Source organism: Oceaniserpentilla sp. 4NH20-0058 (assembly GCF_040371755.1).
Lineage (GTDB): Bacteria > Pseudomonadota > Gammaproteobacteria > Pseudomonadales > Oceanobacteraceae > Bermanella.
Map to the genome: position 1 here is coordinate 66121 of NZ_BAABWE010000011.1, position 14958 is coordinate 81078.

A 14958-nucleotide genomic window follows, 5' to 3' on the forward strand; every position below is an offset into this window, starting at 1 on the left:
ATTAGATTCATTTACTGTCAGGTAGAGGTTTCTCTAACTTATCTGGATGGTTATAAAAAGGGGCCTTCTTAATCCACAGTTTCAGCGCCTGCCAATATATACCCCATATCACTTTTACGGTGATAAATGGATATTGGATTAAACTTTTCGTAAATCCTGCATGCCAATCTAACCGGTCTAAAATGAGTGTTGCATCAAAGTGTTTATTTGGGCTGCTTTCTGAGATTAACATATTTTCCATGTGTATATTTATGCGCTCATCAGGCTCAGATAGCGTCCAATGATAATTCATATTCATGGGGTTAAATGGCGACACATGAAATTTTTTCTTAAACTCAAGGGAGTGGTATTTATCACCTTTGTTCTCATATGATTTATCTGACGTACTACTGGTTAGCAGCACATAAGTATGGCGTTCTTTCCATGGCGTGTTAGTGATTTCACTCAAAATAGCTAGTAAATTATCGTGTTCATCAAAACAATAATAAAAAGTCACAGGATTAAAGATAATATTAAAATAGCGAACATGAGTAAGCATTGCTACACGAGCAATGCTAGGCATAGTAACACCTTGCTGATTTGCGTAATCATAAACGTTTTTTATGATTACTTGCTTCAAGTTTCCTTCATTGGGTTGATAAAAATCTTTTCTCATCCAACTAACTAAGTTTCGCTTATTAAAACTGCTAAACCAATGTTTACCGAACAATCCGGATATTTCATCTAAATCTAAATAAAGCATGTAAATACTATAATTAAATTCATGTTTAATAGGCTCAAAACGACGATGCCTTACATAACCCTTATATACGGCACTTTTATAAGATACGGCACTTTTATAAGCATTCGAGATTTTCTTCATAGCTGAATGCCAAATGCTTCTGCTACTCTTAGCGCACTATTTACGCCATCTTCATGAAAACCATTTAACCAGTATGCACCACAATAATGACTATTATTATGCCCGCTGATTTCAGCATGCCTTGATTGTGCCTTGACACCATCCATAGTAAATACTGGGTGTGCATAAGAATATTGATCAATGATTTTATTTGGATCTATTTCTGCCGTCCTATTGAGTGTAACCAGTAAGGTTTCTGGAGCATCATTGAAGTTTTGCAACATATTCATATTATATGTCACCATGGCCATATCACTTTTACGTTGAGGGATATGATAATTCCAGCTAGCCCATGCTAATTTTCTTTTCGGCATCAGCTTTTCATCTGTATGAAGTACCACATCATTTTTTTGATAGGGTAAAGCACCTAAAATATCACTTTCTAGCTGCGTCGGTGATTTTAGCATTCTTAATGCTTGATCACTGTGACAAGCAAATATCACCTGATCAAACTCGTGCTTTTCATTATTAACCGTTAATGTAACCCCTTGCCCATGACGTTCAACACATGTAACAGGTGAATTAAGTAAAATTTTATCTTTAAATGAACGAGTTATAGGTTTTATATATGATGCAGAACCATTTGTAAGCACTCGCCACTGAGGTCTTTCATCTACGCTTAACATGCCGTGATTATTAAAGAATTGAAGAAAAAACTTTAATGGGAAATCCATCATCACGTCTACAGACGCTGACCAAATTGCTGATCCCATAGGTACAATATAATGATTTATAAACGATTTAGAGTATCCATGTTCGGCAACAAACTCTCCCAAGGTTTGATCTTCACGAATAATACCTTGGTTTAAGCCTTGAACTGTTTGTTTATTAAACCGCAATATGTCTTTTACCATCTTTAAAAAAGATGGGCGTAATACATTGATACGTTGAGCAAATAAACTATTAAGGCTTGTGCCATTATATTCAATACCGCTATTTTCATCTCGAACACTGAAGCTCATATCTGAAGCTTCACTTTTCACACCTATTTGATTCATTAACTTTATAAAATTTGGGTAGGTCCAATCATTAAATACTATGAATCCTGTATTCACTGGGTATTTTTTCCCACCTAATGCCACATATTTTGTGTGTGTATGCCCACCCAAATAATCATTAGCTTCAAAAACAGTTACATCATGCTCACGATTCAGTAGATAGGCGGATGTCAAACCAGCAATGCCTGAGCCAATTACGGCAATTTTTTGTTTATTCACAATAATTCCTATATCTCTAATTTCTGGATTGATCTACATCATTCGCTTTTTTAAAAAAGAAATAACGGTTTTTAACAATGGAATATGTTCGTACAACAATTCACCTGAATCTACATAATCTTTGTGTTTGTATACTTTTTTATTGAATAAAATCTCAGAACTTCCCTTCACGTAAATCATTTTTCCATTGTTTAATTTTGGATGCGTGTACTCCATTGTCCAGGTTAACATGGCACTATTAGACTTAATGTATTCATCATGAAACTCAAATTGGCAATGCTTAACATTTTCATAAATTGATGCACAATACTTTTTGAAATTTTGTATTCCATTTATATGATGAAAACAATCAATAAATTCAATATCATCGGCATATACCTTATCAATTAACCCATCATCATAGGTATTAGCATTTAAGGTGTTATACAAGAGCTTAAATGACTCTAATAATGCATTTATATGAGCGAGATCTTCTACAGTTTGTGTTTTTGATATACTCATGGTGCACCTTTATGATTTAAAATTTCTATTATTAATTTTCAATCCCTGCTCAAGAATTCGAGCTGGAACTGGATTTAAATCTTTCACTATGCCAATGAAATTTAATACTACTAATATGTAGTATGTTATATCTAATTCCCACCAGTAAAATCCCTGACGAGTGGATACAGCAAACCTATGGTGATTATTATGCCAGCCTTCCCCTAGAGTAATAAAAGCTAGCCAAGGGTTGTTACGGCTATTATCTTTAGTGTCAAAACGGCGATTACCATATATATGACCTAGTGAATTAATGGTAAACGTGGCATGAAAGAGAATCACGGTGGATACAAAAAATCCCCAAATCAACATCTGCCATCCATTTGTTTCAAAGTGTGGATAATAACTTGCTAAAAATTCACCAAACAAATAGGTCAGTACTGCCAACAGTGTAGGTGCTATTATGTCAAAGCGATTTAAAAATTTTAGCTCGGGAAATCTTTCCCAATCCCGTATCACGCTATAGTCAGTTTTGAAGGCTGATTCACAAATAAACCAACCTATATGAGACCACCAGAATCCACTTTTTACTGGTGAATGTAAATCTGTATTTTGATCGCTATGTTTATGATGTTTTCTGTGATGGCTTGCCCACCATAATGGGCCTCTTTGCGCTGAACTATTGGCAATAAATGCAAAAATAAACTGCCAAAATCGATTCATTTTAAAACTTTTATGAGAAAAATATCGGTGATAAAATCCAGTGATTGCGAACATCCTAAGCCAAAATAATAGCAAGCAAACCATAATCGCGATATAACTCACCCCCACCCAAATAACACACAAACATACTACGTGAACTGCAAAAAATGGCAAACACCTTATCCAGTTTATGTTGCGACTATTGGGATCAATTTCATCCCCTGTTTGCGCCTCTGAATCCACCCAGCGTATGACGTTTTGCCACAGTACTTGTACTATTGATGTAGACATATGATTCATGATGCTTGGCTCTCTGGACTAACATAGTAGTTACTATTATCCGATAACTGCTTAAACCAATGTTTTGTTAACTCAACTGCCTGTTTATGATTCACCACGGGCTCCATATAGCCACATTGAATAATTTGCTCTGTACTTGGCTGGTGAATTGAGCTTGCATCTAATGCATTAAGCTCGGTTACATATCGACGTATAAAATCCCCATCAGGATCAAATCGCTGAGATTGCCGAGTTGGATTGAAAATTCTAAAATATGGTACAGCGTCAACTCCTGTAGAGGCTGACCATTGCCACCCGCCATTATTTGACGCTAAATCCCCATCAATTAAGTGCTGCATGAAAAACTGTTCACCTAAACGCCAATCAATAAATAAATGCTTTGTTAGAAACATGGCACTGATCATACGTAGACGATTATGCATCCAGCCAGTTTGTACCAGTTGTCGCATAGCCGCATCCACTATGGGGTAACCGGTTTTTCCTTCACACCATGCTTTAAACAAAGGGCCGCTCTGTTTCCATGGTAGTTGGTCTGTATTGACTTTAAATGGCTTATATCGACACACTTCAGGATACGACACCATTAAATGGCGATAAAAATCTCGCCAGATAAGTTCCACTATCCATGTTTGAGTACCATCATCTTTTACAAGTGATGTCATGGATAACGCCGCTTGGTAGCATTGCCTAACACTAATAATTCCAATAGCTAAATATGCAGACAATTTTGATGTACCTTTTACATTTGGTATATCTCTTTTAACATGGTATTGATCTATATCTTTTTCAACAAATACTGCCAATACATCATGTACATATTGCTCACCTACAGGCCACTTCACTTGCCAAATATTTGATTTTTTATTTTGAGAGTTTATTGCTCTTAGTGCATCTACTGCACATGTAATATTACTCGCTAAAGATAGAGGCTCTTGTTTATTGGGTTTACGATACAACGGCCTCATTTGATGACTCAATTGAGCAAGGTATGCTTTTTTGAATGCTGTAAAAACTTTGTAATAGCCTCCTTGCTTATTGTGGATAGTGCCGGGGGTTATTAAACACTGATCATGAAATCCGTTAATATGTATATTTTTATTAATGCAATGAGTACTGACTAATTCAGTTAATTGATTTTCATTCCACTCGTATTCATGATTAAACATGACTTCTGTAATATTATACTCATCGAATATGGCATCTAATTGCGAAATCACACCAGAAAAATCATGAGAATTGACAACCAATAAAGGCACGTTGATTTCGTTCAAGTCATCTTTTAAAGCGACCAATTGACGAAGGATAAGATTTTGCTTTATTGGTGCTACATCGTGTTTGCGCCACTGATCTTGTGCTAAACAATACACAGCAATTGTTGGCCCAGAACTGATCGCATTAAATAGTGCGGGATTATCATGCACCCTAAGGTCATTACGAAACCACATTAAATTCATAACTTCACCCAGCTCTTTGCAATTGATCAATAGGTTGAAGCATGTAATCACTTAATGCTTTTGCGCTTAAGTACGCGGCTTCTACACCTCCTACTTTTAAATCACTTAATAGGTAATCACCACATACAAATAGACCGTCATCACTTTTATAAAATCCTTTATCCACATGACCATTACTTCCCTGTGAATACAACCAGCGGTGAACATAACTCGCCTGATAAGAAATGTTTTCCCCTAAAATTATTTCAAGGTCTTTTATTAACATTGTTTCTATTTGTTGCTTATCTATATCGAACTTATTTTTTGACCATTGTTGACAAGCCTGTATACAGTAAACGTGCGACTCATTTTGACGCTCAGGTTTACTATTTTCGTAACTAATACGAGCAATACTTTCACCATGGAATTGCTTTGAATAGCTTATTCCTAAAGGTTCTTTTGTGGTTATCATCATCACCCATTGCCCATCTATATTTATGGTCTGTAACGAACTCGACAGTTCATTATTATCAGGTATGAGCGCATAAGTTTGTGCTGCAGGACAAGCCAAAACCACTTGCTTTGCAATGGCTAATTGCTCACTACCTTGTTCTGTTTCTTTGTATATATTCCAGTGATTGTGTTGCTTTTCGATGCGATCAATACGAGTACCAAATTGAGCGCCGACCTTGTCTGCTAACAACCGCGTTAGACTTGAACTTCTTGGTGTACCCACATAATGAATACAGCCCTCTTCCTCAAACCAAGGGGCAATAACACCTAATTTATGCCAATCATTTAATGCTTGTCTAAATTGTGCAGTATGAGCAGTAATACTCTGTGCGCCCAAGTCGAAGCTTATAGTTTTTGCATCATATGATAAGCGTTTTGAAGACAAGCGGCCGCCGCTACCTTTTGCTTTTTCCACACATAAAACGCTCAAACCTTGACGTTTCATTTCATCCGCAAAAACCAGTCCTGCTAGCCCTGCACCTACTACTGCTATATCTATATTAATCATAGTAAAACCTACCTATTTAATAAGGTTATTTACGCACCATTGAATTTGTTAGATCACTTGGCAGTAAGTTTTCGATAATTAATGGTTAAGGCTTTACCATTTTGCTTCATTCCTTTACCTTAACCCCTAGATAAATGGTTACATTTCATGATGTTAAGGGATCACTCACTTGAGTCTTAAAAATGCAAACAATCTGCGTCCCTTAGATCAACTCATTCTTCGTATTGCTAGCGATCAAGATCAGCAGGCTTTTATTCAACTATTTGAAGAGGTTGGATCGAAATTAAAGGCCTACGCTATGCGCTGTGGCGCCTTAGACGGCGAAGCAGAAGACATCGTACAAGAATGTATGCTTACAGTTTGGCGTAAAGCTCATCAATTCAATCCTAAAACCGCCTCTGCTAACACTTGGCTTTACACCATCGTGCGCAACAAACGCATTGATATGGCCCGTAAAACCAAGGCTGATATGGTGGTCTCTGATGATTTATGGCCAGAGCCGGAAGGAGAAGAGCTCGAACTTGGCATTGAGCGTGATCTAAACGGGAGAATAGCCCGTACCTTATTATATGGCCTGCCAGACGAGCAGCGTCAAATCGTTTACAAAGTGTATTTTGAGGGTAAATCTCATAGCGAAATCGCCAATGAACTGGATCTACCTTTGGGCACAATTAAATCAAGGTTACGCCTAGCCATGAAAAAGCTAGATACCTTGGCACAAGAGCAAATGACATGGCTAATTATCATCCTTCTGATGAACTACTGATGGAGTTCACAGCGGGTCAGAAGCATGACCCGTTAGGCATCATGGTGGCTTGCCACTTAGAGTCTTGCCGTGAATGTCAGCAACGCATCCAGATGTTTGAACAACTGGGCGGTGAACTGTTGCAAGAAACAGACCCTCAACCAGTGAGCAAAGACCTCTTAGAAACGCTGCTTTCTCGATTAAACGAACCCGCTAAAGCTGAAGCCAAATATAATGGCGACCCAAGAATACCTCGCCCATTACAGCGTTTTGTCACAAGCTTTTATGATGGCTTGCCATGGAAGGGGTTCACGAAAAATATTAAAGAGTTCACCTTACCGTTTAGTAACAAGCAATATGTAGCTAAGTTCTACAAAATTGCCGCGGGTAAACAACTGCCTGTTCATACTCATAGGGGTAATGAGTATACCCTTGTGATGTCGGGTAAATTCTCGGATGACGCAGGGGATTATCAACAAGGTGACTTCATATTGGCAGACACCAATACACACCATCAACCAAGAGCTGGCATGGAAGAAGACTGCATTTGCTTTGCAGTAATGGACGCTCCTTTGAAGTTTACCGGTTTATTTGGGCGCTTATTAAATCCCTTTATGCGCTAAACCAATACCGTTGCTATGGGGTTACGATTTTGCTTGGCACAATCTGCCCCGTGCTACTTCTTAATTCTAAAGCCCATCAAACTGGCAAATGCTATACACATCAAACCCAGCTTTACGTAATTTTTTACTGCCGTTTAAATCTGGCAAATCAATAATTGCCGCCACTTCCACCACATTCGCACCCAGTTTTTTCACTAACTGGCATGCCGCTAACATGGTGCCTCCTGTGGCGATTAAATCATCCATTACCAGTACGTTATCCCCAACTTTAAAAGCATCTGTATGTAATTCGATTTCAGCACTGCCATATTCTAAATCATAGCTTTGGCATATTGTATCAAAGGGCAATTTACCCTTTTTACGCACAGGAACAAGTGATACACCTAACTCATAAGCTAAAGGCGCCCCCACTATAAAACCACGGGCATCAATAGCGGCTACAGCATCCAACTTTACTCCTTGATATCGATGTACAAAGCTATCTATGAGTTTGCGAAATATCTGCTTATTTTGCAGTAACGGCATAATGTCACGGAACATAACCCCAGATTCGGGCCAATTTTCCACAGTACGCACCGCATTTTTTATTTCATCCTGATAAACAGACATTTTCTTCCAAAGTATTTTAATGATTTATAATAGGTACAAAAAAACAGGTTTGGAAAAATCACTACACAAACCTAATGACATATTATCACTGGCTTCTCTCAATTCCCATGTGGTGGTCAGTTCATATTACCAATACATCACAACAGCAATGGGCACCGAAATATTCATAGGTAACAATATATCGCGTATTTCTGCATGACCAGAATTTAAGGCTAAAACAAAATAGCGAGAAATAGCTGCTTCATATAACTTGGCTCCAGTGAAACCCCTAAAACCTAACTATATGATTAATAAGCAATTATTTTCCAAAACCTAATATTCACCCATGTTTGAAAAACGCTTCAGGTTCAATCAATTTGGCAGCAATAACAACACTGAAATCATGACTAGTGCCACTAGTTGCATCTAAAGTGTCGTAACTAATACGACATAATTTTACCCACAATAGTGATAGGGTTTATTTACTAAAATAGCCCTCATATTTGTCGTACTATCACACCCCTTACTTTATGTTTTACCCATGGTATTATGCGCGCCACCGATGCAGCGGCAAAAGTGCTAAGAGTGAAAAATAATGGATTCAGCACCTGAATATGGGTACTGATCGTAACATTCTTAGCAACCGTTATTGTTGTCGCTTAAATAATTTTAAATCTACTAAGGAATCAAATGGATTTTTTAACCGCGTTTTTCGCCGACAATCAGTTATTGATTCAAGAATACGCCACCCGTTTTATGGTTGCGTTATTTATACTTTGGCTAGGTTTTAAATTAAGTCGCCTTGTCACTCATGTTATTGGAAAGTCATTCGAGAAGCGTTCGATTGATCCGGCCATCACTGGCTTTGTAAAAAGTTTAATTCGTGTACTCATCCTTATCGCGACTTTTATTGCTTCCTTGAGTCATCTGGGGATTCAAACCACTACCTTTGTAACCATAATCGGTGCTGCGGGTTTGGCTATTGCTTTGGCTTTACAGGGCTCGTTATCAAACTTCGCTTCCGGTATTTTAATTGCGGCATTTCGCCCTTTCAAAGCCAATGATTATATTGAAGCCGGTGGCGTTGCTGGTGTCGTTAAAGAAATTCAGATATTTTCCACCATTATGATCACCCCTGATAATAAACGAGTAATATTACCTAATGCGCAAATCACTGGTGGTTCCATTACCAATTATTCATCTAATGACACTCGTCGAATTGATTTAACAATTGGTGTTTCTTACGATGCCGATTTAAAACAAGCTGAAGCACTATTTAAATCCATATTAGATTCACACCCAATGGTACTAAAAGAGCCTGGACATACTGTTGGCGTACTAGAGCTTGGTGACTCGTCTGTTAACTTTGTTGTGCGTCCTTGGGTTAAGACAGAAGATTTTTGGACCGCAAAATTTGATCTAACAAAAATCATAAAAATGTCACTTGATGAGGCAGGAATTGGTATTCCTTATCCTCAAATGGACGTACATTTTCATCAAAATTCAACTACAAATAAATAATTAAGGGATAATAATGTCTGTTACTAAAATCCTAACCGCGGCCTCACTTTTGGCTGCATCACAACTAACTTTAGCGGCTGAGCCTATTACTGGTGAAGCAGAGTTAGGTTTTGTTTCAACCACAGGTAATACCGAAACGACTTCAGTAAAGGCCAAAGTGTCTGTTACTCAAGATTTAGATAATTGGAAAAATACCTATTTATTAGATACTCTATTTAAAGAAGAGGAAGTAGTAATAAATGGCAACAAACAAAACCAAACCAGTGCTGAGCGTTATTTTGCTTCTGCACAGGGTGATTACAAACTGAATGAAGATCATTCTGCGTTGTTTGTATATGGCTCGTATGAAGATGATCGCTTTTCAGGCTATGAATATCAAAGCTCTATCGCAGCTGGTTACGCTGATCAAATGTTTAGTGATGAAACATCATTTTTAAATTATAACGTTGGTCCGGGTTATTTTTTCAGCGAGCAAAATGATGGTGAAACAACTGATGGTGCAATATTGCGTTTAGCTCTAGATTATCAACTAAGCCTAAGTGAAACTGCAAAATTTAAGCAAGCTTTAAGCTCAGAAATTGCGTTTGAAAGTGAAGACAATACTAAAACACGATCTGAAACATCCATTTCTGCAAGCCTGATGGGTAACTTAAGTATTAAAGCTTCTTATAATATTATCCATAATACAGAAGTCCCTGCTGGTAATGATGATGTTGATACCACAACTAGTGTATCAGTCTTGTATATTTTTTAATTAAAAAATATACCCAATGAAAGCTCAGCTAGAAATAGCTGAGCTTTTTTTATTAATACAGATAATCATTTCATAGAGAGCGTTTAGATTTAAAGCGCTTAATCAAATAAAACAACACCGGCAATAACAACAAAGATAATATCAAGGTAGACACCATGCCCCCTATCATGGGTGCAGCAATGCGCTGCATCACTTCAGAGCCTGTACCTGAGGTAAACATAATCGGCATTAAACCCACAATGCTTGATAGTGATGTCATCAAGATAGGCCGTAATCGCGCACTGGCTCCTTGTTCTACCACTTGTTTTAAGCCTGTCATTGTTATCTTATTTTTATCTTGATCATTTGCCTGTTGGAAATCTTGCCATGCATGATTTAAATACAGCATCATCAGTATGCCAATTTCTACAGATACTCCAGCCAAAGCAATAAAACCCACACCCACTGCCACACTGTATTGATAATCCAATAAATAAATTAAGCCTATACCGCCAATTAATGAAAACGGCATGGTTAATAAAATCAGGGCCACATCTTGAATCCGCTTTAAGCTGAGATATAGTAATACTGCAATCACAAATAATGTAATTGGCATGACAATGCTAAACTTCTCTTGGGCACGCAATAAATACTCATACTGCCCCGTCCAATTTAATGCATAGCCTGATGGTAAATCTAATTGCTCAGATACTGCTTGCTGCGCTTGTTTGACATAGCCCGAAAGATCTCGGCCTTGTATGTCAATATAGGTCCAACCATTTAAGCGCGCATTTTCGCTTTTGATCATGGCCGCCCCTTCATCAATACTGATGTCCGCCACTGCTGATAACGGAATGTAGTTTTGAGTTTCGGTGAGTATGGGCAGGGATTTTAATTTTTCTACATGATCACGATAATGCTGCGCATAACGCACATTAATTGGATAACGCTCTAGGCCTTCTACGGTTTGTGTCACATTGACTCCACCGATAGCCGCTTGTGCGGTATTTTGCAGCGCCTCAATATTTAAACCATAACGGGCAGCCTTGCCGCGATCTATTTTAATATTAATGTAGCGCCCACCTACTACACGCTCACTATAAACCGACAGGGTGCCGGGTAACACACTCAGAATGCCTTCAAGTTTTTCGCCTAATTCTTCAATGATACCTAAGTCTGGCCCCGATACTTTTATCCCCACAGGGGTTTTAATACCTGTGGCTAACATATCAATACGGGTTTTAATGGGCATGACAAAGGCATTGGTTAACCCGGGGAAATCAATCAGTTGATTTAACTCTTTTTGCAAAGACTCACTCGTAACACCTGCGCGCCATTGTGATTTGGGTTTAAACTGAATCACTGTCTCTATCATGGTTAAAGGTGCTGGGTCGGTGGCGGTTTCGGCACGACCAACTTTACCAAATACGGTTTTTACTTCTGGAATGGTTTTAATGAGTTTATCGGTTTGCTGTAATATTTGCCTCGCCTTACCAATAGAGACTCCAGCATACGTAGTAGGCATATACATTAAATCCCCCTCATCAAGGGGCGGCATAAACTCACTGCCAGTGTTAGACAAGGGATACCAAGTACTGACCAGTAACACCACAGCCAGTGCAACCACCGTTTTTGGAAAACTTAAACAAGTGCGTAATACTGGCAAGTAAAGCTTTAGAAAAAATTGATGCAGCGGGTTATCCTTTTCATCACGAATATGGCCACGAATAAAATACCCCATTAACACTGGCACTAACGTAATCGCCAATGCCGCAGCCATGGCCATAGCATAGGTTTTGGTCAGAGCTAAGGGCGTGAATAAACGACCCTCTTGTGCTTCTAACGTGAAGACGGGTAAAAAACTTAAAGTAATAATAAGTAGCGAGAAAAATAAAGCTGGGCCCACTTCTTTACTGGCCTTGGCAATAATTTGCCAACGGTTTTCTGTGGTTACTGTTTGTCGTGAAAAATGTTTGTGTACATTTTCAATCATTACAATGGCGCCATCCACCATGGCACCTATGGCAATAGCGATGCCTCCTAACGACATGATATTGGCGCTGACCCCTTGTAAATACATAATGATGTAAGCGCATAAGATGGCCATAGGTAAGCTGATGAGCACCACCAGTGACGAGCGAAAATGAAACAAGAACAACATGCAAATCAGAGAAACCACCACAAACTCTTCAAGTAATTTAGACATCAAATTGTCTATGGCATTTTGTATGAGTTCAGAACGATCATAAGTCACCACCAACTCAACCCCTTGCGGTAAGCTGGCTTTTAGTTGATTTAATTTTTGTTTTACTTTTTCAATAGTGGCTTGTGCGTTTTCGCCGTATCGCATGACGACGATACCCCCCACCACTTCGCCTTCACCGTTCAACTCGGCGATGCCGCGGCGCATTTGTGGCCCAACACTGACGCGCGCAACATCGCCCAGTAATAACGACGTGCCTTTAGTATTCACCCCCAGAGGAATATTTTTTATGTCTTCAATGGACTCTAAATAACCATGAATACGCACCATGTATTCGGCCTCTGCCATTTCTAATACTGAGGCACCCCGTTCTTGGTTGCCTTGACGGATGGCTGTATTCACATGATCCAAAGGAATACCATAAGCCCGTAGTTTTAGCGGATCAATTTCTACCTGATATTGACGTACCATCCCCCCTACAGTCGCCACCTCAGAAACACCGGGAACCGTTTGCAATTCAAATTTCAAAAACCAATCTTGAATAGACCGCAGTTCGCTTAAATCATGATTACCGGTTTTATCCACCAATGCATAATTAAACACCCAGCCTACCCCTGTGGCGTCCGGCCCCAGCTCAGGTTGCACCCCATCCGGTAAACGACTACTGACTTGCGACAAGTACTCTAACACCCGTGAGCGTGCCCAATACATATCTGTGTCATCTTCAAAAATAATATACAAATAACTGTCACCAAAAAAACTAAATCCACGCACGGTAACTGCTTTGGGTACGCTTAGCATGGCAGTACTGAGGGGATACGTAACTTGGTCTTGCACCACTTTTGGCGCTTGCCCTGGATAGGCTGTTTTAATAATCACCTGCACATCGGATAAATCCGGAATGGCATCCACAGGGGTTTGTTTGATGCTGAACCAACCCGCCAGTATTAACGCTACAGTAAGCATTAAGACCCATACTCGGTGGCGTATGGATAAGTCTATTAAGCCATTAATCATGCTGCATACCCTCATGATTCATTTGACTGTGATCCATGGCTGAGGCTTGTTCTTTTTCAATATGCGTAATTACATAACGCTTATTTGCAAACTCATCTAAACAAAAACCGATGGCATCCCCTGAATTTAATTGTGAAAGATCTAATTCACTATCCACTGCTAAATCCATGGTCATGGCTGGCCAATGCCACTTATCAACCGGCTCATGACGTAAAGTTAAACTTTGCTTACCCACTTTTTTAACCGTACCCAGCACCCATACTCGATCAAGGCTTTCTTCTGACATGTCCATACGTGCTAACTCAGCTGCCGCATTTGATTCGCTATCAATTAAAAATTGAGCGGACGTCACCACTTGCTGACCTTCATCTAAGCCTGCCATGACTTGTGTCTGACCATTTGCTTGCAAACCCGTGGTTACCTTGACCGAACGGTACTGGCCACCACCTAACGCCAACACCACACGCTGTTCATTACCTGTGTCGATAATGGCATTACTGGGCACCAGTAGCGTATGCGCCAGTGGTTTTGTATCTAAGGTCAATTGTGCAAACATATTGGGTTTTAACAGTAAGTCATGATTGTTAAACACAATGCGCACCTGCAGCGTACGATTACTGGCATTAACATTAGGGAAGATATAATCCACCTTGCCTTGCCAGCGTCGATTAGGAATCGACTCCACTGTCATAGTTACCGGAAAGTCCTTTTGTATCCACGCCCATTGCGATTCAAACACTTCTGCTATCACCCAAATACTAGAAAGATCCGCACTGGCCAGCACTTCAATTGAAGGCTGAATAAACATGCCTTCACGCACATTTAAATGGGATATGTAACCGGTTTTTTGCGCATAAAATGAGAGGTTTTGTTTAACCGTTTTAGTTTTTTCTAACTGCTTGATTTGTTTTGGGCTCACACCTAATGCATCTAATTTTAAACGAGACGATTGCAATAACGCGTGGTTTTCGGTTTTGACCGCAGCGACAAATTCTTCTTGGGCGTAGACCAATTCAGGGCTATACAAGTCGTAAAGTTTTTGCCCTTTTTGAACTTGGTCACCCACACTAAATACATACAGTTTTTCTACCCAACCACTGGTGCGACTATGATAATGCTGCACGCTGGTGTCGTCATATTGTAAAAAACCTGCCACGTTTAGTTGTCGTTTCAGCGCCCCTTTTACAACAGGCGCGGTTGTGACGCCAAGTTGGTTTTCTATTTGAGAGTTAATGCTGACAGTGCCCATAGCAGCTGATTGGTTTTCTTCTTCATATACGGGCACTAAATCCATGCCCATTGGCGACTTGCCCGGTCCATCACGGCGAAAGTTGGCATCCATGGGAGCAACCCAGTACAAGGGGGCTTTTTCAGCGGATTCCGACGATACTGTATTTTGATTCAATACAAATTGATTCAGCACAACACCCAAAACAAAGGCGCATACCACTAACAATAGAGAGTTCTTATTCAT

The 14958-nt window shown here is 39.4% G+C and carries 13 protein-coding genes; 4 read left to right on the top strand and 9 right to left on the bottom strand.

All coding sequences use genetic code 11. The features are described from left to right. Positions 1-7: 7 nt before the first annotated feature. Genes ABWV45_RS14005 through ABWV45_RS14030 form a run of 6 tightly spaced genes read right to left on the bottom strand, consistent with a single transcriptional unit; the run spans position 8 to position 6054 of the window. On the bottom strand, positions 8-862 hold the full coding sequence (locus tag ABWV45_RS14005; protein WP_353352338.1) for a DUF1365 domain-containing protein: 855 nt from the start codon (positions 860-862) through the stop codon (positions 8-10). Continuing rightward, positions 859-2118 (bottom strand): NAD(P)/FAD-dependent oxidoreductase, encoded by a 1260-nt coding sequence (locus ABWV45_RS14010; RefSeq protein WP_353352339.1) that lies wholly within the window; start codon positions 2116-2118, stop codon positions 859-861. The genes ABWV45_RS14005 and ABWV45_RS14010 overlap by 4 nt, the downstream gene beginning before the upstream one ends. 33 nt (positions 2119-2151) lie before the next feature. Continuing rightward, on the bottom strand, positions 2152-2619 hold the full coding sequence (locus ABWV45_RS14015; RefSeq protein ID WP_353352340.1) for a nuclear transport factor 2 family protein: 468 nt from the start codon (positions 2617-2619) through the stop codon (positions 2152-2154). A 9-nt stretch (positions 2620-2628) separates the two neighbouring features. Beyond that, a complete protein-coding gene (locus tag ABWV45_RS14020) occupies positions 2629-3600 on the bottom strand; it encodes an acyl-CoA desaturase (protein ID WP_353352341.1) in 972 nt (323 codons plus the stop codon). Beyond that, complete coding sequence (gene phrB, locus ABWV45_RS14025; protein ID WP_353352342.1) at positions 3597-5054, bottom strand: deoxyribodipyrimidine photo-lyase; 1458 nt, start codon at positions 5052-5054, stop codon at positions 3597-3599. Before phrB ends, ABWV45_RS14020 begins: the two co-directional genes overlap by 4 nt. 4 nt (positions 5055-5058) lie before the next feature. Continuing rightward, positions 5059-6054 carry an NAD(P)/FAD-dependent oxidoreductase gene (locus tag ABWV45_RS14030; protein WP_353352343.1) on the bottom strand — a complete coding sequence of 332 codons (996 nt, stop codon included), beginning with the start codon at positions 6052-6054 and terminating at the stop codon, positions 5059-5061. Between the two features lie 169 nt (positions 6055-6223). Between ABWV45_RS14030 and ABWV45_RS14035 the strand changes: the two genes are divergently transcribed. Then, positions 6224-6820: a sigma-70 family RNA polymerase sigma factor gene (locus ABWV45_RS14035; protein WP_353352344.1), complete on the top strand. Its 597-nt coding sequence runs from the start codon at positions 6224-6226 to the stop codon at positions 6818-6820. Further along, positions 6787-7422 carry a ChrR family anti-sigma-E factor gene (locus ABWV45_RS14040; protein WP_353352345.1) on the top strand — a complete coding sequence of 212 codons (636 nt, stop codon included), beginning with the start codon at positions 6787-6789 and terminating at the stop codon, positions 7420-7422. The genes ABWV45_RS14035 and ABWV45_RS14040 overlap by 34 nt, the downstream gene beginning before the upstream one ends. Before the next feature lie 66 nt (positions 7423-7488). On the opposite strand, the gene ABWV45_RS14045 is transcribed toward ABWV45_RS14040, so the two are convergent. Next, on the bottom strand, positions 7489-8031 hold the full coding sequence (locus tag ABWV45_RS14045; protein ID WP_353352346.1) for an adenine phosphoribosyltransferase: 543 nt from the start codon (positions 8029-8031) through the stop codon (positions 7489-7491). Positions 8032-8700: 669 nt separating this feature from the next. On the opposite strand from ABWV45_RS14045, the gene ABWV45_RS14050 reads away from it, so the two are divergent. Both ABWV45_RS14050 and ABWV45_RS14055 read left to right on the top strand, forming a co-directional pair. Further along, entirely contained in the window at positions 8701-9531 is an 831-nt protein-coding gene (locus ABWV45_RS14050) for a mechanosensitive ion channel family protein (RefSeq protein WP_353352347.1), read from the top strand. Positions 9532-9544: 13 nt separating this feature from the next. Continuing rightward, on the top strand, positions 9545-10285 hold the full coding sequence (locus ABWV45_RS14055) for a DUF481 domain-containing protein (RefSeq protein ID WP_353352348.1): 741 nt from the start codon (positions 9545-9547) through the stop codon (positions 10283-10285). A 70-nt stretch (positions 10286-10355) separates the two neighbouring features. On the opposite strand, the gene ABWV45_RS14060 is transcribed toward ABWV45_RS14055, so the two are convergent. Together ABWV45_RS14060 and ABWV45_RS14065 are read right to left on the bottom strand one after the other, a co-directional pair. After that, a complete protein-coding gene (locus ABWV45_RS14060) occupies positions 10356-13484 on the bottom strand; it encodes an efflux RND transporter permease subunit (RefSeq protein WP_353352349.1) in 3129 nt (1042 codons plus the stop codon). Further along, complete coding sequence (locus ABWV45_RS14065; RefSeq protein WP_353352350.1) at positions 13477-14958, bottom strand: efflux RND transporter periplasmic adaptor subunit; 1482 nt, start codon at positions 14956-14958, stop codon at positions 13477-13479. Before ABWV45_RS14065 ends, ABWV45_RS14060 begins: the two co-directional genes overlap by 8 nt.

Bases quoted from the DNA above. Each gene is read 5' to 3' on its own strand.
- ABWV45_RS14045 (WP_353352346.1), bottom strand. From the start codon at position 8,031: ATGTCTGTTTATCAGGATGAAATAAAAAATGCGGTGCGTACTGTGGAA.
- ABWV45_RS14020 (WP_353352341.1), bottom strand. From the start codon at position 3,600: ATGAATCATATGTCTACATCAATAGTACAAGTACTGTGGCAAAACGTC.
- ABWV45_RS14005 (WP_353352338.1), bottom strand. From the start codon at position 862: ATGAAGAAAATCTCGAATGCTTATAAAAGTGCCGTATCTTATAAAAGT.
- ABWV45_RS14065 (WP_353352350.1), bottom strand. From the start codon at position 14,958: ATGAATAAGAACTCTCTATTGTTAGTGGTATGCGCCTTTGTTTTGGGT.
- ABWV45_RS14040 (WP_353352345.1), top strand. From the start codon at position 6,787: ATGGCTAATTATCATCCTTCTGATGAACTACTGATGGAGTTCACAGCG.
- ABWV45_RS14060 (WP_353352349.1), bottom strand. From the start codon at position 13,484: ATGATTAATGGCTTAATAGACTTATCCATACGCCACCGAGTATGGGTC.
- ABWV45_RS14030 (WP_353352343.1), bottom strand. From the start codon at position 6,054: ATGATTAATATAGATATAGCAGTAGTAGGTGCAGGGCTAGCAGGACTG.
- ABWV45_RS14055 (WP_353352348.1), top strand. From the start codon at position 9,545: ATGTCTGTTACTAAAATCCTAACCGCGGCCTCACTTTTGGCTGCATCA.
- phrB (WP_353352342.1), bottom strand. From the start codon at position 5,054: ATGAATTTAATGTGGTTTCGTAATGACCTTAGGGTGCATGATAATCCC.
- ABWV45_RS14050 (WP_353352347.1), top strand. From the start codon at position 8,701: ATGGATTTTTTAACCGCGTTTTTCGCCGACAATCAGTTATTGATTCAA.
- ABWV45_RS14015 (WP_353352340.1), bottom strand. From the start codon at position 2,619: ATGAGTATATCAAAAACACAAACTGTAGAAGATCTCGCTCATATAAAT.